Source organism: Mesorhizobium sp. M1004, from assembly GCF_040318795.1.
Classification (GTDB): domain Bacteria; phylum Pseudomonadota; class Alphaproteobacteria; order Rhizobiales; family Rhizobiaceae; genus Mesorhizobium.
Window position 1 is genome coordinate 47,924 of record NZ_JAMYNB010000020.1, and the last position, 18,420, is coordinate 66,343.

Genomic DNA, 18,420 nt, shown 5'->3' on the forward strand with positions numbered 1-18,420 from the left:
ACCGCGCCGCGCTGTGCATCGCATCTCTCGTCCCGCTGCGCTGCTGAGGCCTCTTCTGTCAGGCGGTCTAGGTTTCGCGCTTCGGGCCGAGCACGAACACTATGAGGGCAGCGACGAACGTGGCAACAGCACTGTAGGCAATGGCGCTGGTAATCCCCGCATTCTCCACCAACAGTCCGCCGAAAATCGCGCCGGCGGCGATTGCCACTTGGAATACTGTGACCAGCAGCACACCGGCGCTTTGGGCCTGCTCGGGAACGGCCCTCCGTACCATCCACGTCTGCAATCCCACTGGCACCGCGCCGAAGGCAAACCCCCACGCGGCAACAGCAATCGCCGAGGCCAAGGCCGATGCTCCCGCCGTCAGCAGCGAAACAGCGGCTATCGTTATGAGCAGCGGTGCAAGGGCCGCGACTGCCTTGAGACTGTACTCGGCCAGAAGCCCGCCGGCCAGATTGCCGAAAAATCCGCCGATGCCAAAAGCAAGCAACACAAGCGAGATCGTTTCTGCATCCAGCGCGGGAATCTTCTCGAGGAAGGCGCGGATATAGGTGATTCCGGCGAAGTGGCCGGAAGCGACCAGCAGGACGACCAAAAGCGCAACCTTGACCATCGGAATCTTAGCCACATCCAGCAGGCTGCGGAAGCTAGCCACTCCAATCGGAGGCAGTCTCGGAATGGTTATGAGTTGCACCAGCAGTGTAGCCGCGCCGCCGGCTGCGGCGAGCATGAAGGCGCTTCGCCATCCCCAGATATCGCCGACATAGGCGCCGATTGGAGCTGCGCAGACGGTAGCTACGGAAACGCCGGTGAGGATGATCGACATGGCGCGGGGCAGGAGGTGGCTTGGAACGAGCCGCATCGCCAGTGCTGCCGACATCGACCAGAAGCCTCCGAGCGCTATGCCGAGCACGACGCGTGCAGTCAGGAGAACCGCCAGCGACCACGCGCCGGCCGCCAGAACGTCCGACAGGATCAGCAGCAGCGTCATGGTCCACATGACGGTCCTGCGGTCCAGGCGCTTTGTGATGATGGCCACCGTCGGCGCCGAGATCGCCCCGACGATAGCTGTCGCCGTCATCGCCTGTCCAGCCGCTCCCTCGCTGATACCGAGATCATGCGCGAGGGGCGTGAGCAGGCTGACAGGCAGAAACTCTGCCGTGACCAGCCCGAAGGTGCCCAAGGAAAGCGAAATGACCGCACCCCATGCGGGACCAGACGGTGGGACGGGCTTTTCTGGGTGCAGAACAGCGTCCATGACACCTGCTGCGGATTGGGTCATGAACGAAGTCTCCACTTTGATGCAATGCAACGTGATGTTGGCTGCCTTGACCCAAATCTAAAAACACAAGCGCATTTCCCGGCGGCGTTGCACGGAGGAGGGGATGTTCATTGCTTCGCGATATTTTGTGACGGTGCGGCGCGCAACATCGACGCCGGTTTCCTTCAGCCGGACAGCGATGTCCTCATCGGAAAGCACGTCGCCGGGAGATTCTGCGGCAATGATCGCTTTGATCCGATGCCGGACAGCTTCGGCGGAGTGCGCATCGCCGCCTTGGCAGGACGCGATCGCGACGGTGAAAAAATACTTCAGTTCAAAAACTCCGCGCGGGGTAAGCATGTACTTGTTCGAGGTCACCCGGCTTACCGTCGACTCGTGCACGCCGATCGCGTCAGCGACGGTTCTAAGATTGAGAGGCCGCAGGTGGGCGACGCCGTGTTCCAAAAAGGCATCCTGCTGACGCACGATTTCAGCCGCAACCTTAACAATGGTCTTGGCGCGCTGATCGAGGCTGCGGATTAGCCAGTTCGCGTTTTGCAAGCATTCGTCGAGAAATGCTTGATCTTTCGAATTTTGGGCAGTTTGACGCGTGACTTCGGCATAATAGGTTTGGTTGATCAGCAGCTTTGGCAGCGTGGCGGGATCAAGTTCGATCTGCCACCCGCCTTGCGGCGAGGGCGTGACCCAGACGTCGGGTATGATTGATTCAGACGCACCGGATTCGAATCTGTTCCCAGGCTTGGGATCGAGCGCCCGAATCTCATGCATCATGTCGAGAAGGTCTTCTTCATCGACGCCGCAATGCTGCTTCAGTGCCTCAAAATCCCGTCGCGCAAGCTTTTCAAGATGGGCAACCAAAGCTGCCATTGCCGGGTCGAGCCGATTTCGCTGGCGCAACTGAATCTCGAGGCATTCTCTGAGACTTCGCGCAAAAACTCCCGGTGGATCAAATTGCTGCAAGGTTCCGAGAACCCGTTCCACAACAGCCTCATGGACATTCAGGCTCTCGGCCAGCTCCAAAAGGTTTGCCCGAAGATAGCCAGTGTCTTCCAGATCGGCGGCAAGCTGGCCAGCGATCAGCCGCTCCTGTGGTGTGAACGCAGTGAGGGCGATCTGACGAGCGACATGGTCGTGCAATGTTTCGGCGAGGGTGGCATACTCGTCGAGGGAAGGGCCATTGCCGGGCGGGTTGTTGGTCGTGTTGCGAAGTGATTTCCATTGCCCGAGCCGTTCAGGCGAACCTCCCCCGGTCGGTCCTTCAACGGCGTTTGCCCTAGGGCCGACAGGCTGATCCGCTCCCGAAATCGAAGCATCGTCAAAAGGCCCGCCATCGTTTGACGCAGATTCCAAGAGCGGGTTCTTCTCGATTTCCCGCTCCACGAACTGATGCAGTTCAGTATGCGCCAGTTGCAGCAAGCGAATCGACTCAATCAGTTGAGGCGATGCGACGATTGATTGCTTCTGGCGCTGAAACAGGCTTGCTGAAGATTGCATGGTGAGTGCTATAATCCTGTCGAGGAGCCTCTTGGGGCCTGCAATGGCGCCAGTGAGACGTTTTCTAGGTCATGCGGCGGCTTTCAGCGTTTCGAGAACGTTTTGCGGGGATGAGACGCCATACGGGTCGGCCTCGCAGTTGTCGGAGAAACCTTCCTCCTCGAACCAGTGCTCCACCACGCCATTGTTGATCAGGGCGGCGTAGCGCCATGAGCGCATCCCAAATCCGAGATTGTCCTTGGCAACCAGCATGCCCATCTTGCGTGTGAACTCGCCTGAGCCATCGGGGATGAGCTCGACCTGCTTCAGGCCCAAGGACTTCCCCCACGCATTCATGACGAAGGCGTCGTTGACTGAGAGGCAGTAAATCGCGTCAATTCCCTCCTTCTCAAACTCATCATAGAGCTCTTCGAACTTGGGCAACTGGTAGGTCGAGCAGGTCGGAGTGAAGGCGCCAGGCAGCGAGAACAGGATGACCCGCTTGCCGGCAAAGTAGTCATCAGATGTCTTTTCTTCCCAGCGATATGGATTTGGCCCCTGGACCGACTTATCGTGAACACGGGTGAGAAAGGTGACGAAGGGAACTTTCTTTTGAAATGTCATCAAGTTGCTCCTAAAGAAGAAAACTGCCGTTGATTTCTGGCAGAGGCTGGCGCAATACCGAGAAAAGGCTCGTATGCTCGGGCACGGAAGGACCTCGCGGCTCGCAACCTCCTTTTCCATCCCGACGTATGGGAACGTCCTGGCTGCTGGCCTTTGCCATCCGAACGCAATCGATCTGAGCGAGCTGGAGACCGTCGAGCCGCTTGCTTTCCACGGCTATGGCGCCGCAAACGGGATCGATCACTCGCGCTCGTGCCCAAGGAAAAGTGATAGCGGCCGGAAGTAGCCAATGTCGCAAGCATGTGCAGGCCTCAAAAGTGACTTTACGCAACAGACCCGCGTCACTGGACTGGTTCAGCGTGTTGTCGATATGTGGCAGTGACCCGCCGGCCTTGGCTTGGGTGACCCTTTGACAAGGCTTTTCGGCACTCACATGCTGAACAGAACCGGCAAACCGCATTTGCGCGCGCGGCCCGTGTTGGCGTGCCGGCATCGGACCAGCCATGCGCAAAGCGGCCACCCAGAACGGACTTCCGGAGGAGACGATGCCCCGATGTTCAGCTGGAAGGGGCACCGTCTCCTCAGGCCACGGTCTGGAGCTTCGCGTGTCGGCCATGGTGCAAGTCGCTTTCATCGTGATTTGATGGTGCTCTAACCAGGAGCAGCAAGCGGCGTGCCACTTGGAATAGAGGGGCTGTTGGACCGCCCCTCCTTCTCGGAGGCCGTGTCTTAGAAGATCGGGCGCGCGCTATAACCGCCTCGTCACACAGGCAACAACGATGCTGTGTGCGGATATTCGGCGCTTCAGCCCCGGCTGGGCAAAGACGAACCGGAAGCCGAGCCGATGCATTACCTGAGGCTGGAGGGCACTCCAGTCATTGCGTAACGTGTGGCGCTAGCGTTCATGGGCGCGCCGGCACGGCTATCGCGAACATGCGCCTGTCGCAGCGACCATTAGCGGGCGCTCTTGGACAAGCGCCTTGGCCCCGTGAGGATCGAATTCCCCAATCGTGTCTGTTTGCCGCCCTCTTATGTTCGAAACTGGGACCAGAATGTCGCAAGCCCGACCTAAAGGTCGCCGAGGCGTTCTGTCCGACACTGTTCCGTCGCCTTTGTTGGCCCGCGACACCGGCCTATTTCGCCTAGCTCTTCTCTGGCCTCAGGCTAAGCCCCTAAAAGCATCACAGATTTTTTTCTTCGGTCGGCCAAATTGGCACGAGTTTTGAAGCCTCTTCGTTGCGGGCCGGGAGCCGCCGACCGACTTTCATTTCGTGGATGGCACGAATGGAACGAAGAAAGAAAAGCAAAATGTCAAATCCGCGTCGGATAGCGTCTATGGGCATGGTGTGCTCGGCGAAACCGCCCTTACCCAACAGCTCGCCGCCCTTGTCGACCCTTGCGCAGGAAAGCTTGGCCGGCGGCGGCTCAAATGCCCACCGCGCCGACTTTGTCCTGACCTAGAAGGTGCAAGATAACGTTCCGCATCTCGCCGCGCGATGTGCCTAGACAGTTACGCGTTAGCCGTTCTTGATAATCGGTCTGCCTTCGGAGGACGTCATCTATATGCCGTCTTAGGTCTTCGCTGCCGCAGCGCCCGCCGGTCACCTTCCGCCCTCGCTATTGAGTGAAGTGCCACCATGTCCGAACAACCCTTGCCGACGCTGCCGATGTGGCGCCTCGATCACATTGAGCCATCGCCCGAGATGTTGGCGCTACGCACCAATGGTCCGATCCACCACGTGCGCTTCCCGTCCGGGCACGAAGGCTGGTGGGTCACAGGCTATGACGAGGCCAAGGCGGTGTTGACCGACGCGGCGTTCCGGCCCGCGGGAATGCCGCCGGCGGCATTCACCCCGGATTCGGTGATTCTCGGTTCGCCAGGATGGCTGGTCTCGCACGAGGGGGGCGAGCATACGCGGCTACGCACGATCGTGGCGCCGGCCTTCAGCAACGGCAGGGTGAAGCAGCTCGCGCAGCAGGTGGAGGCGATCACCGCGCAGTTGTTCGAGACGCTGGCGGCCCAGCCCCAGCCCGCCGATCTGCGGCGCCACCTCTCCTTTCCGCTTCCTGCGATGGTAATTGGCGCGCTGATGGGCGTGCTCTACGAGGATCACGCCTTTTTTGCAGGGCTGTCCGACGAGGTGATGACGCACCAGCATGAAAGCGGCCCGCGAAGCGCGTCGCGCTTGGCCTGGGAAGAACTCCGCGCCTACATTCGCGGCAAGATGCGGGACAAGCGCCAGGATCCGGGCGACAACGTGCTGACGGATCTGCTCGCGGCGGTCGACCAGGGCAAGGCGACCGAGGAAGAGGCGATCGGCCTGGCGGCAGGCATGCTGGTGGCGGGGCACGAGAGCACCGTGGCACAGATCGAATTTGGCCTGCTGGCCATGTTCCGCCATCCGCAACAGCGTGAACGCCTGGTGGGCGATCCATCCCTGGTGGACAAGGCCGTGGAGGAAATCCTGCGCATGTACCCGCCGGGCGCCGGCTGGGACGGCATCATGCGCTATCCGAGGACCGACGTGACCATCGCGGGCGTGCATGTTCCCGCAGAGAGCAAGGTGCTGGTCGGCCTGCCGGCGACGTCGTTCGATCCGCGCCATTTCGACGACCCGGAAATCTTCGACATCGGACGTGACGAAAACCCGCACCTGGCGTTCTCCTACGGGCCGCACAGCTGCATCGGCTTGGCGCTGGCCAGGCTGGAACTCAAAGCGGTGTTCGGTTCGATCTTCCAGCGCTTTCCCGCGCTGCGCCTGGCGGTGGCCCCCGAAGAACTGGAGTTGCGCAAGGAGATCATCACTGGCGGGTTCGTGGAGTTCCCGGTGCTCTGGTGATGCGCGGACGCCACGAGGAATCGCGATGTCCTCGAATTGCCCGCGCGACTGCCGCGCGCCGATCAGATCAGCCAACCAACAGGTGACCAAGATGGACGTGCAAGAAACCACGGCAGCATGCCGGGACGCCTTCGCCGAACTGGCGTCGCCAGCGTGCATTCAGGACCCGTACCCATTCATGCGGTGGTTGCGCGAGCACGATCCGGTACATCGCGCGGCGTCGGGCCTCTTTCTGTTGAGCCGCCACGCCGACATCTACTGGGCGCTCAAGGCCACGGGCGACGCTTTTCGGGGGCCGGCACCAGGCGAACTGGCGCGCTATTTCCCGCGTGCGGCGACCAGCCTGTCGCTAAGTCTGCTGGCGTCCACTTTGGCGATGAAGGAACCTCCAACGCATACGCGTCTGCGCCGGCTGATCTCGCGCGATTTCACCATCGGCCAGATCGACAAGCTGAGGCCGACCATCGCTCGCATTGTCGCAGCGCGCCTGGACGGCATGGCGCCCGCACTGGAGCGCGGGGAGGCAGTGGACCTGCATCAGGAATTCGCGCTGGCCTTGCCCATGCTGGTTTTCGGAGAACTGTTCGGCATGCCCCCGGACGACATTCTCGCGCTCGTCACCGGCATCAGCGCCATTCTGGAAGGCCTGAGCCCGCACGCCAGCGATCCGCAGCTCGCCGCGGGGGACGAGGCCAGCGCCAGGGTGCAGGCCTACTTCGGCGACCTCATACAGCGCAAGCGCACCGATTCCCGCCACGACATCGTGTCAATGCTGGTCGGCGCACACGACGACGATGCCGAGACGCTGTCGGATGCGGAATTGATCAGCATGCTCTGGGGCATGCTGCTGGGCGGCTTCGCCACCACTGCTGCGGCCATCGGCCATGCTGTCCTGGCGATGCTGGCGTATCCTGAACAGCGGCACTGGCTGAAGGGAGATGCCGTGGGGGTGAAGGCATTCGTCGAAGAAGCCCTGCGCTACGACGCGCCCGCCATGTTCAGCTCCATTCCGCGTATCGCCCAGCGCGACATCGAAATGGGCGGCGTGGTGATCCCGAAGAACGCGGACGTGCGCGTGCTGATCGCGGCCGGCAATCGCGACCCGGACGCCTTCGCCGATCCCGATCGCTTCGATCCCGTGCGGTTCTGCGGCACCAGTCCTGGCATGTCGATCGACGGGAAGATCATGCTGACCTTCGGCCACGGCATCCACTTCTGCCTTGGTGCGCAACTGGCCCGGGTGCAGTTGGCCGAAAGCCTGCCGCGGATCCAGGCGCGCTTCCCCACGCTGGCATTGGCCGAGCAGCCGACCCGGGAGCCCTCCGCGTTCCTTAGGACATTCCGCGCGCTGCCGGTGCGGCTGCATGGGCAGGAGGGCTGAGATGCGCGTCGTGGTCGATCAGGATCTGTGCGGAACTACCGGGCAATGCGTGCTGACGCTGCCGGGCACCTTTCGCCAGCGCGAACCGGACGGGGTGGCCGAAGTGTGCGTGGCGACCGTCCCGCAGGCGCTGCACGCCGCCGTGCGGCTTGCGGCCCACCAGTGCCCGGTCGCCGCCATTCGGGTCATCGAAAGCCACGCTGGCCATGACGTGCGCGCCAGCGCCGACCCTGCGCCTTCTCCGGCGCAGGCCGAGCGGCATGCTGCGAAAGACCAATGCAATTCAGGAGACACGATGGGAAGGTTTGAAGGCAAGGTGGCCGTGGTGACCGGCGCCGGCGCCGGCATCGGCAAGGCATGCGCTCTCGCCATCGCGCGCGGGGGCGGCAGAGTGGTGGTGGCCGACATTGATGGCTCGGCGGCCATCGCCTGCACCGCGCAGATCGCGGCCGAAGCAGGCCACGCGCTGCCCATAGCCATGGATATCGCCGATGAGCAGGCGGTGGCAGCGCTGTTCGAGACGGCGGAGCGGCACTTCGGGGGGCTCGACCTGCTGGTGAACAATGCGAGCGCCATGCATCTGACCCCGAGCGACCGCGCGATCCTCGACCTGGACCTGGCAGTCTGGGACCAGACCATGGCGACCAATCTGCGCGGCACGCTGCTCTGCTGCCGGCAGGCCATCCCACGGATGATCGCCCGCGGCGGTGGCGCGATCGTCAACATGTCGTCGTGCCAAGGGCTCAGCGGTGACACGGCGCAGACGTCCTACGCCGCGTCGAAGGCGGCGATGAACATGCTCTCGGCTTCGCTCGCCACCCAATACGGTCATGCGCAGATCCGCTGCAACGCGGTTGCGCCGGGTCTCGTCATGACCGAGCGTCTCCTCGCCAAGCTGGACGAGTGCATGCAACGGCATTTGCGCCGGCACCAGCTCCTGCCGCGCGTCGGCCGCCCCGAGGACGTGGCCGCACTCGTGGCGTTCCTGCTCTCCGCCGATGCTGCGTTCATCACCGGCCAGGTCGTGTGCATCGATGGCGGCATGCTGGCGCATGTGCCGACATACGCCGACGGCGGCAACAGCTGCGCCGCGCGCCCTGCCGGCGACACCGAATCGGCGACGGCGGCGCGCTGCTGATGGACATACTGCTCAACCCACTGAACCGTCGGCACCGGCTGCGATGCGACATCCCGGTCATGCCTGGCGCTTTCCCCCTGGTCGGGCATCTTCCCGCCATTGTCTGCGACCTGCCGCGCCTGCTTCAGCGCGCAGAACGGACGCTGGGCAGCCACTTCTGGCTGGATTTCGGCCCTGCCGGACATCTGATGACCTGTGTGGATCCGGACGCATTCTCACTGCTCAAGCACAAGGACGTGTCCTCGGCGCTGATCGAAGAGATCGCGCCCGAATTGCTTGGCGGAACGTTGGTTGCCCTGGACGGCGGCGCGCACCGGCAGGCGCGCGATGCCATCAAGGCAGCGTTCTTGCCCAAGGGGCTGACCCAGGCCGGGATCGGCGACCTGTTCGCGCCCGTCATCCGGGCGCGGGTGCAGGCATGGCGCGCCCGCGGCGAGGTAACCATCCTGCGAGAAACCGGCGACCTGATGCTGAAGCTCATCTTCAGCCTCATGGGAATCCCCGCGCAGGACCTGCCGGGATGGCATCGCAAGTACCGGCAATTGCTGCAATTGATCGTCGCGCCACCGGTCGACCTGCCCGGACTGCCCTTGCGGCGCGGCCGCGCCGCCCGCGACTGGATCGACGCGCAGTTGCGCCGGTTCGTCCGCGACGCGCGCGCGCATGCCGCGCGCACCGGGCTGATCAACGACATGGTGGGCGCCTTCGACCGCAGCGACGGTCCGCTCTCCGATGACGTCCTGATCGCGAATATTCGCTTGCTGCTGCTTGCCGGTCACGACACCACTGCCTCGACGATGGCCTGGATTGTGATCGAGCTGGCGCGGCAGCCTGTGCTGTGGGACGCCCTGGTTGAGGAGGCGCAACGCGTGGGCGCGGTGCCGACCCGGCACGCGGACCTGGCGCAGTGTCCGGTCGCCGAGGCGCTGTTCCGCGAGACACTGCGCCTGCATCCGGCGACCACGCTCCTGCCGCGTCGCGCGCTGCAGGAATTGCAACTCGGCCAACGGCGCATTCCCGCGGGCACCCATCTGTGCATCCCGCTGCTGCATTTCTCGACCTCGGCGCTGCTGCACGAGGCGCCTGATCAGTTCCGCTTGGCGCGGTGGCTGCAACGCACGGAGCCGATCCGGCCGGTTGACATGCTGCAGTTCGGTACCGGCCCACACGTCTGCATCGGCTACCATCTGGTATGGCTGGAAATGGTGCAGTTCTGCATCGCCTTGGCGCTGACCATGCACAAGGCCGGGGTGCGGCCGCAGTTGCTGAGCGACGTCGAAAAAGGCCGGCGCTATTACCCGACCGCACATCCGTCCATGGCAATCCGCATAGGCTTCTCATGAGCTGGCATCGCATGCCCTGTGTGGCAAGGCAGCGGCGCCGGCGGGGCGCGGCATTGCTGCACTCAGCGCACGCACTCGTGTGACGACTTGCGCTCGCCGTGGCCGTCTCAGCTACAAGGACATGAACAACATGCAAACCGGTTCCACAATACACGACGACCGAACTGGCGTTTCCGCATTCGGCGGGTTGGGCGCGCTGGCGCGCGGCGCATCTGGCGGGCTGCTCCCGGAGATCTGGATGCAGGACGGCGCAAAGCGGGTCGAACAGGCGCTGGCGCGTCTGCTCTGCGCCGAAGACGACGGTAAGACAGAGCTGATGGCAGCCATGCGCTACGCCACCTTGCGTGGCGGGAAGCGCACCAGAGCCTTGCTCTGTCTGGCTGCCGGCGCACTGGCGGGCACGCCGGCGCACATGCTCGACGACGTCGGCGCCGCCATCGAGATGATGCACGCCTGTACCCTGGTCCACGACGACCTGCCGGCGATGGACGACGACGTGCTTCGCCGCGGCCTTCCGACCGTGCACGTAAAGTTCGGCGAAGCCACTGCGATCCTGGTCGGCGATGCGCTGCAGGCCCACGCCTTCCTGACGCTGGCGAGCCTGGATGCGCCGGGCGACAATCGTATTGCGCTCGTGCGTGAACTGGCGCAGGCGGTGTCCGCCGAGGGTGCCGCAGGCGGGCAGGCCATGGATCTGTCGCTGGTCGGAAAGCACGCCGGGCTGGACAGCATCCTGGCGATGCACCGGATGAAAACCGGAGCGCTAGTGCGCGCGTCGGTTCGCATGGGCGCGCTATACTCCATCGCGGAGGATGCCGCGCACGCTGCACTGTACTGTGCGCTCGATCGCTACACCGCCTGTTATGGCCTGGCGTTGCAGGTGGCCGACGACATTCTCGACGCGACAGCGGATACCGCGACTCTTGGCAAGACCCCCGGCAAGGACGCGGCGACGCAGAAGCCGACCTGCGCGTCGATCATGGGGCTGCAGGCAGCGCGCCAGTTCGCGCTGTACTTGTTGCACGAGGCCGGGGAGGCCATCGCCCCTCTGGGGCGGCGTGCGGAAGGGTTGGCGCAGATGCTGCAGCGGGCCAACGTCTATCTGTCCGCGCCATACTCATGAGCGCGCCCATCCGTAAGGACTTGCCGCTGTGCTGCTGCGAACGGCCGGCGGGCGCTGCATGCTGCACTGTGTCCGTGTCGGCGGCGACGTGCGCGGAGTCTGCCCGTTTCTGTTCTCATTCCTCTGCAGAAGGAACATCCCGCGTGAACGCGCTGTCCGAACAGATCCTTTCCGAATTGCGCCACCTGCTGAGCGAGATGAGCGACGGCGGCAGCGTCGGTCCGTCCGTATACGACACGGCGCGAGCTCTGCAGTTCGACGGCAACGTCACCGGTCGGCACGACGCGTACGCGTGGCTCATTGCGCAGCAACGAGCCGATGGCGGATGGGGAAGTGCGGACTTCCCGCTGTTTCGCCATGCGTCTACCTGGGCGGCGCTGCTGGCATTGCAGCATGCCGATCCTCTTCCCGGGGCTGCCGACGCAGTCCAGGCTGCAACCCGGTTCATCGAGCGCCAGCCCGATCCCTACGCGCATGCGGTGCCGGAAGACGCGCCCATCGGCGCGGAGCTGATCCTGCCGCGGTTGTGCGACGAGGCCGCATCCTTGCTGGGCGGCTTGTCGTTTTCGCGCCACGCGGCGCTGTTGCCGTTGCGGCAAGCACGCCTGGTCAAGCTGGGGGCTGTGGCGACGTTGCCGAGCGGCCATCCGTTGCTGCACTCCTGGGAAGCCTGGGGGACGTCGCCGGCCACCGCATGCCCGGACGACGACGGCAGCATCGGCATCAGTCCGGCGGCCACCGCCGCGTGGCGTGCGCACGCCGTGACACAGAGAAGAACGCCGCACGTCGGGCGCACGGGCGGGTATCTGCAGGCGGCATCGCGGGCGACGCGCACGGGCATCGAAGGTGTCGTTCCCAACGTCTGGCCAATCAATGTGTTCGAGCCATGCTGGTCGCTGCACACCCTGCATCTGGCCGGTCTGTTCGCGCATCCCGCGCTCGCCGAGGCGGTGCAAGTGATCATCGCGCAGCTCGACGCCCGCCTCGGCGTGCGCGGTCTGGGCCCTGCCTTGCACTTCGCGGCCGATGCGGACGACACCGCCGTTGCGTTGTGCGTCCTTCGCCTTGCAGGCCGCGACCCGGCGGCCGACGCGTTGCGCCAGTTCGAAACCGGCGAGCTCTTCGTCACCTTCCCCGGTGAGCGCAATGCCTCGGTGTCGACCAACATCCATGCCCTGCATGCGTTGCGAATGTTGGGAAAACCCGCCGCCGGCACCAGCGCCTACGTCGAGGCCAATCGAAACCCGCACGGTATATGGGACAACGAAAAATGGCACGTTTCCTGGCTGTATCCCACCGCGCATGCGATCGCTGCGCTGGCACAAGGCAAGCCCCAGTGGCGCGACGAGCGCGCGATGGCGGCGCTGCTACAGGCGCAGCGCGACGACGGCGGCTGGGGCGCCGGTCGCGCGTCCACATTCGAGGAAACCGCCTATGCGCTGTTCGCGTTGCACGTGATGGAAGGGAGCGAAGAGCCGGCAGGGCGACGGCGCATCGCGCAGGCGGTGGCGCGCGCGCTGAAGTGGATGCTCGCCCGCCACGCAGCCCATGCATTGCCCCAGACGCCGCTGTGGATCGGCAAGGAACTGTATTGCCCCACCCGGGTGGTGCGCGTGGCCGAACTCGCCGGGTTGTGGCTGGCGCTTCGCTGGGGGCGGCGCGTCTCGGCTGAGGGAACAGGAGCCGGGGCATGATCCCGACCGATCGCGCGCTGCAGCAGGTGCTGGAGTGGGGGCGTTCCCTGACCGGGTTCGCCGACGAGCATGGCGTGGAAGCAGTCCGGGGCGGCCAGTACATCCTGCAGCGCATCCATCCGAGCCTGCGCGACACCGGCGCCCGCACCCGCCGCGATCCGCTGGACGAAACGCTGATCGTGGCGTTCTATCGCGAACTGGCGCTGCTGTTCTGGCTCGACGATTGCAACGACCTTCGCCTGATCGCGCCGGAGCAGCTCGCCGCGGTGGAGCAGGCGCTGGGGCAGGGCGTGCCGTGCGCGCTTCCCGGATTCGAGGGCTGTGCTGTGCTGCGCACTTCGCTGGCCGCGCTCGCCTACGATCGTCGCGACTATGCTCAGCTTCTCGAGGATACCCGGCGCTACTGCGCGGCGCTGCGCGCCGGACACGCGCAGGCGGCAGGGGCGGAACGCTGGTCGTACGCCGAGTACCTGCACAACGGCGTGGATTCGATCGCCTACACGAACGTGTTCTGTTGCCTGTCCTTGCTGTGGGGGCTGGGCATGGCGACCTTGCGCGCGCATCCGGCGTTTCGCCAGGTCCTGCGGCTCATCTCCGCGATAGGCCGCTTGCAGAACGACCTGCATGGACGCGAAAAGGATAGGTCGGCCGGCGAGGCCGACAACGCGGCGATCCTGCTGCTGCAGCGCTATCCGGCTATGCCTGTGGTGGAGTTCCTCAAGGACGAGCTGGCCGGCCACACACGCATGCTGCACCGGGTGATGGCGCAAGAACGCTTTCCCGCGCCGTGGGGACCGTTGATCGATGCCATGGCGGCCATCCGCGCGCAGTACTACGAGACCTCAACCAGCCGCTACCGCAGCGACGCTGCGGAGGGAGGCCAGCGTGCGCCGGCCTGAACGTGCGGGAAGCGCCGGCGTGCGCGCGCTCCCGTCGGTTCGATCCGACGCAACGCCGTCGCCCGACGCGGCGGATGGAGCGAGCATCAGCGACACCAACCTGAGCCGGCGCAAGGACGACCACCTGGACATCGTGCTGGATAGTCGAACGGCACGGGCCAACGCCGCCGGCTGCGAGTACATTCGCTTCGAACACTGCGCATTGCCCGAGTTGGACCTGACGCAGATCGACCTCAGCGCCTCGCTGCTGGGCAAGACCATGCGCGCGCCTCTGCTGATCAGCTCCATGACCGGCGGCATGCCACGCGCCGAGGCCATTAACCGGCATCTGAGCGAGGCAGCGCAAGCCTTGGGGATCGCCATGTGCGTCGGTTCGCAGCGCGTGAGCCTGCAATCCCGCAACTCCCAGGGGCTGACGCGCGCGCTGCGCCGCCTCGCCCCAGACGTTCCCTTGCTGGCCAATATCGGCGCCGCGCAACTGCGCCAGCCCGACGGCCTGGACCTTGCCCGCCGGGCGGTGGATGCACTGGAGGCCGATGGACTCATCGTCCATCTCAATCCGCTGCAGGAAGCGGTACAGCCGGAGGGCGACCGCGACTGGCGCGGCGTCCTGGCGCAGATCGCTCGCGCCGCACGCAGCGTGGGCGTGCCGATCGTGGCCAAGGAAGTGGGATCTGGCCTGTCCGCGTCGGTGGCCTGTGCGCTCGTCGAGGCGGGCGTGGCGGTGATCGATGTCGCGGGCGCCGGCGGCACCAGCTGGGCCGCGGTGGAGGGCGAGCGGGCCCCCGATGCCGCCGAGCGCGCAGTGGCGATGGCGTTCGCGGATTGGGGGATTGCGACCCCGGCCTGCGTGCAGGCGGTCCGTCGGGCGCTGCCAGCGGTGAAGCTGATCGCGTCGGGCGGGATCAGCGACGGCGTCGACGTGGCCAAGGCTATCCGCCTGGGCGCGGACATCGCCGGGCAGGCAGCCGGCGTGCTGCGCGCGGCTACGGTATCCACCGAGGCGGTTGTCGCGCATTTCGAGATCGTCATCCGCCAGTTGGCCGTCGCCTGCTTCTGCACCGGCTCGGCTGATCTGGCGGCGTTGCGTCAGGCGCGCTTGTTGCCCTTGGCTCATCTGCCCGCCGGTTGATGCCGGCGCCGCCCGTACGTGCGGCGGACGCTAGTCTTACTGGGTCAGAAAGTCTCGGAAGCGGGGGATTTGCGCTGTGTTCGGGTGCTGCTTCGTGATCAGCGAGGCACCCCATGCTGGACTGGACAGCCGAGACTGAAGCTGTATTCGACGGCTATGTCGATGCTTGATCAGGGTGACCGGTCACGCAGAGCGAGAAGCCCCTAAAAGGGTCAGAACACCAGGTGCGGCGGGAGACCGGCAGGAGCAGATGGTACAAAGCCATTGCGATCAAGGAGTGGCGATCACATTGACCCCCAGTCAGCGCGGCCGGCCGTATGAACGAGAAGAGACGAGCGATTTCAGCCGCCGGACCCCCTTGATTTAACATCCCGGTGATTTCGGAGCGCTGATCGGGCGTCAGCTTCGGACGGCGTCCACCGTCGGGGGCGCCAAAGGCAGGATGATTTTTTACGTATCATTTGTCCGATGCATGATACGCGAACAGATCCTAACACGTTGACTCTATCGCTAGATAAGATACTCTGCCATATCATCTAGAATTGGAATGGATCGTTTACATATCATATGGATTCTCAATCGGAAATTCTACGGGAAATCGGCGGGCTTTTCAGGCAGGCGAGGCTGGCCGCTGCGATGACGCAGGAGCAGGTCGCTGATTTGGCGGGTATATCCCGTCCCCGATATCGCGACATCGAAAAGGGAGCCGCGGCCGCGCGTGCAACGACGCTCATGAATATCGCTCGCGCGCTTGGTCTGGAAATGATGCTGGTTCCGCAAGTCATGGTGCCGGCTGTCCAGGCTCTATTGCGTCCGCATGATGATAACGATCGACCCGCCTTTGTTTCTCAACCTGACGATGACGATCATGGCCCCAGTCTTTCGCGCACCTAAGACGATCCCGTCGCTGGACGTGCTCTTGAACGCAGTGAAGATCGGCACAATCGTCAGGACGCCGGGCGATTTCAATGCATTCAACTTCGATGAGGCCTACCGCGCGACGGGCGGCTTTCCGGTTCTCAGCCTGTCGTTCCGGGCAGCGACGGGAGGATTGCGGAAAGATCCGAAGCCTCTGGCAAGCGCCTTGCCCGCTTTCTTCGCGAACCTCCTGCCGGAGGAGAAATTGCGCGAGGCGATGGAAAGGCACCACGAAGGCAATGTGCGGCCAGGCAATGATTTCGACCTTTTAACGGCGCTGGGCGCCGATCTGCCGGGAGCCGTACGGGCGTTGCCCAGTGACGGCGCGATAGCGGTTTCACAGGGTGCTTCAAAGGATCAGCCCAAGGCACGGTTCTCGCTTGCCGGGGTGCAGATGAAGCTGTCGGTCATGAAGAACATTGGAAAAGGCGGCGGCCTTACCTTACCGATGGATGACGAGCAGGGCCGGTACATCGCCAAGTTCCCTTCGACGGCGTTTCCGGGCGTTTCCGAAAACGAATTCGCCAACCTGGCGCTAGCAGCAGCAATCGGCATGGACGTTCCTGAATGCGAACTGGTCGGGAAATCCGATTTTGAGGGCGTTCCCGAAGAATTCAACACGCTGTCAGAAGGCAAGGTCCTTCTCGTCAAACGCTTCGATCGCGGCGCTGGTGGCGAGAGGATACACATCGAGGATTTCGCTCAGGTCTTCGGTGTCTACCCCTCGCGCAAATATGAGGGGGCTGCTTATCACGACATAGCCTTGGCTCTTGGCGTGGCCGTCTCGCCTAAGGCGGCTCTCGAGTTCGTCCGCCGCCTGGCACTGACCGTCATCACCGGCAATGGCGACATGCACCTGAAGAACTGGTCTTTGATCTATCCCGGTAACGGCGACAAGCCGGCGCTTGCACCAATCTACGACGTCCTGTCCACCGTGCCATATATTCCCGCCGACGCCATGGCGCTGTCGCTTGGAGGGGAGCGCTCGTTCAAGGCGCTAGCGGCACCGCGATGGAAAGCATTTGCGAACCGTGCAAGGCTTCCGGAGCCGGCAGTCCTGAAGGCAGTGGTCGAGACAGTCAAACTCGTCAACGAGTACTGGTGGCATCTGCCTGAGCGCAACCTTGTCGCAGCGAAAGTGCTCGAGCGGATCGACGAACATGTGAAGGCGATGACGCCGATACTGAACTCCTGCGCCGAGAAGTGAACCGAGTCCCCTCGGGTTGTATAGCGGAACTATTCGCCCGTGGCCCCGGATGAGTGGCCGTGGATCGGTGGTATGCCAGGATCGCGCGCAAAGTCGGCGGAGTGTCCACTAGGACACGCGTTGAGCAAGCACGTCAGCTCGCGGGCACAGAAGAGTTCGCAGCATCCCGCAGAGGGTGCGGTTCAAACGAATGCGGTGGCTGAGGATCGCATCCGACGCTTTGTGTCGCCAATGTCGCGTCCGCTACACGGGCTGTTTCGACGATCCTTTCTTGGAACTCAAGCTAAACCCCTGAAAAGCAACCATCAAATTATTCTTCGGTTCGATCAGCCAAATTGGCACGAGTCTTGAGATCCTTAGGTGCGAGGCGGCTACAGCTGCCCGACCGGCATTCATGTCGCGGCAGCCGCGATGAATGGAACGAAGGAAGGAAAGCTACATGTCAGGTTTGCGTCAGATCGCCTTTTACGGCAAGGGCGGCATCGGCAAGTCCACCACCTCCCAAAATACGCTCGCCGCCCTTGTCGACCTCGGGCAGAGAATCCTCATCGTCGGCTGCGACCCCAAAGCCGACTCCACCCGCCTGATCCTGAACGCGAAGGCGCAGGATACCGTCCTGCATCTCGCGGCAGAGGAAGGTTCGGTGGAAGACCTGGAACTCGCGGACGTGCTCAAGGTCGGGTACAAAGGCATCAAATGCGTGGAGTCGGGCGGACCCGAGCCGGGTGTCGGCTGCGCCGGCCGCGGCGTGATCACCTCGATCAACTTCCTCGAGGAGAACGGCGCCTACGACGACGTCGACTATGTCTCCTACGACGTGCTCGGGGATGTGGTGTGTGGCGGTTTCGCGATGCCGATCCGCGAGAACAAGGCCCAGGAAATCTATATCGTCATGTCCGGCGAGATGATGGCGCTCTATGCCGCCAACAACATCGCAAAGGGTATCCTGAAATACGCCCATTCGGGCGGCGTGCGGCTCGGCGGCCTGATCTGCAACGAGCGCCAAACCGACCGCGAGCTCGACCTCGCCGAGGCGCTTGCTTCCAGGCTCAATTCCAAACTTATCCACTTCGTGCCGCGCGACAACATCGTCCAGCACGCCGAGCTCAGGAAGATGTCTGTGATCCAGTATGCGCCGGACTCCAAGCAGGCCGGGGAATACAGGGCGCTGGCCGAGAAGATCCATGGGAATTCGGGCCAGGGCACCATCCCGACCCCGATCACCATGGAGGAGCTCGAGGACATGCTGCTCGACTTCGGCATCATGAAGACGGACGAGCAGATGCTTGCCGAGCTTCAGGTCAAGGAAGCGGCTAAGGCGGCCGCACAGTAGCGACCGCTGCCGACACGAGGCGCCGCCTGATCT

14 protein-coding genes and 1 pseudogene are annotated in these 18,420 nt (G+C 63.8%); 12 read left to right on the forward strand and 3 right to left on the reverse strand.

Annotated elements, in window-relative coordinates; translation table 11 throughout:
- Positions 1–67: 67 nt before the first annotated feature.
- From NKH54_RS29080 to NKH54_RS29090, 3 genes are all read right to left on the reverse strand, one after another.
- The gene (locus tag NKH54_RS29080) at positions 68–1,282 is read right to left on the reverse strand and encodes an MFS transporter (RefSeq protein ID WP_353029475.1); all 1,215 of its coding nucleotides are present in this window, start codon (positions 1,280–1,282) and stop codon (positions 68–70) included.
- A gap of 57 nt (positions 1,283–1,339) precedes the next feature.
- A complete protein-coding gene (rpoN, locus tag NKH54_RS29085) occupies positions 1,340–2,776 on the reverse strand; it encodes an RNA polymerase factor sigma-54 (protein WP_352854567.1) in 1,437 nt (478 codons plus the stop codon).
- A gap of 69 nt (positions 2,777–2,845) precedes the next feature.
- The gene (locus NKH54_RS29090; RefSeq protein WP_023755847.1) at positions 2,846–3,379 is read right to left on the reverse strand and encodes a peroxiredoxin; all 534 of its coding nucleotides are present in this window, start codon (positions 3,377–3,379) and stop codon (positions 2,846–2,848) included.
- 1,637 nt (positions 3,380–5,016) lie between these two features.
- Between NKH54_RS29090 and NKH54_RS29095 the strand changes: the two genes are divergently transcribed.
- The 12 genes and pseudogenes from NKH54_RS29095 to nifH all read left to right on the forward strand — a co-directional run bounded on the left by NKH54_RS29095 (position 5,017) and on the right by nifH (position 18,387).
- On the forward strand, positions 5,017–6,219 hold the full coding sequence (locus tag NKH54_RS29095) for a cytochrome P450 (protein ID WP_353029476.1): 1,203 nt from the start codon (positions 5,017–5,019) through the stop codon (positions 6,217–6,219).
- Positions 6,220–6,310: 91 nt separating this feature from the next.
- On the forward strand, positions 6,311–7,600 hold the full coding sequence (locus NKH54_RS29100) for a cytochrome P450 (protein WP_352513575.1): 1,290 nt from the start codon (positions 6,311–6,313) through the stop codon (positions 7,598–7,600).
- A 1-nt stretch (position 7,601) separates the two neighbouring features.
- Positions 7,602–7,727: pseudogene (locus NKH54_RS29105) on the forward strand (ferredoxin); the annotation flags it as partial.
- Between the two features lie 168 nt (positions 7,728–7,895).
- Complete coding sequence (locus NKH54_RS29110) at positions 7,896–8,738, forward strand: SDR family oxidoreductase (RefSeq protein ID WP_353029489.1); 843 nt, start codon at positions 7,896–7,898, stop codon at positions 8,736–8,738.
- The gene (locus NKH54_RS29115; protein ID WP_353029477.1) at positions 8,738–10,081 is read left to right on the forward strand and encodes a cytochrome P450; all 1,344 of its coding nucleotides are present in this window, start codon (positions 8,738–8,740) and stop codon (positions 10,079–10,081) included. The genes NKH54_RS29110 and NKH54_RS29115 overlap by 1 nt, the downstream gene beginning before the upstream one ends.
- A gap of 121 nt (positions 10,082–10,202) precedes the next feature.
- Positions 10,203–11,204 (forward strand): polyprenyl synthetase family protein, encoded by a 1,002-nt coding sequence (locus NKH54_RS29120; RefSeq protein WP_353029478.1) that lies wholly within the window; start codon positions 10,203–10,205, stop codon positions 11,202–11,204.
- Positions 11,205–11,347: 143 nt separating this feature from the next.
- Positions 11,348–12,898: a hypothetical protein gene (locus tag NKH54_RS29125; protein ID WP_353029479.1), complete on the forward strand. Its 1,551-nt coding sequence runs from the start codon at positions 11,348–11,350 to the stop codon at positions 12,896–12,898.
- Positions 12,895–13,797 carry a terpene synthase family protein gene (locus NKH54_RS29130; RefSeq protein WP_353029480.1) on the forward strand — a complete coding sequence of 301 codons (903 nt, stop codon included), beginning with the start codon at positions 12,895–12,897 and terminating at the stop codon, positions 13,795–13,797. Before NKH54_RS29125 ends, NKH54_RS29130 begins: the two co-directional genes overlap by 4 nt.
- A gap of 85 nt (positions 13,798–13,882) precedes the next feature.
- Positions 13,883–14,929 carry a type 2 isopentenyl-diphosphate Delta-isomerase gene (gene fni, locus NKH54_RS29135; protein WP_353029490.1) on the forward strand — a complete coding sequence of 349 codons (1,047 nt, stop codon included), beginning with the start codon at positions 13,883–13,885 and terminating at the stop codon, positions 14,927–14,929.
- A 567-nt stretch (positions 14,930–15,496) separates the two neighbouring features.
- Positions 15,497–15,823 (forward strand): helix-turn-helix domain-containing protein, encoded by a 327-nt coding sequence (locus NKH54_RS29140; protein WP_352500667.1) that lies wholly within the window; start codon positions 15,497–15,499, stop codon positions 15,821–15,823.
- Positions 15,798–17,054 carry a type II toxin-antitoxin system HipA family toxin gene (locus NKH54_RS29145; protein WP_352770071.1) on the forward strand — a complete coding sequence of 419 codons (1,257 nt, stop codon included), beginning with the start codon at positions 15,798–15,800 and terminating at the stop codon, positions 17,052–17,054. The genes NKH54_RS29140 and NKH54_RS29145 overlap by 26 nt, the downstream gene beginning before the upstream one ends.
- Before the next feature lie 439 nt (positions 17,055–17,493).
- Positions 17,494–18,387: a nitrogenase iron protein gene (gene nifH, locus NKH54_RS29150; protein ID WP_023706403.1), complete on the forward strand. Its 894-nt coding sequence runs from the start codon at positions 17,494–17,496 to the stop codon at positions 18,385–18,387.
- Positions 18,388–18,420: the final 33 nt, after the last annotated feature.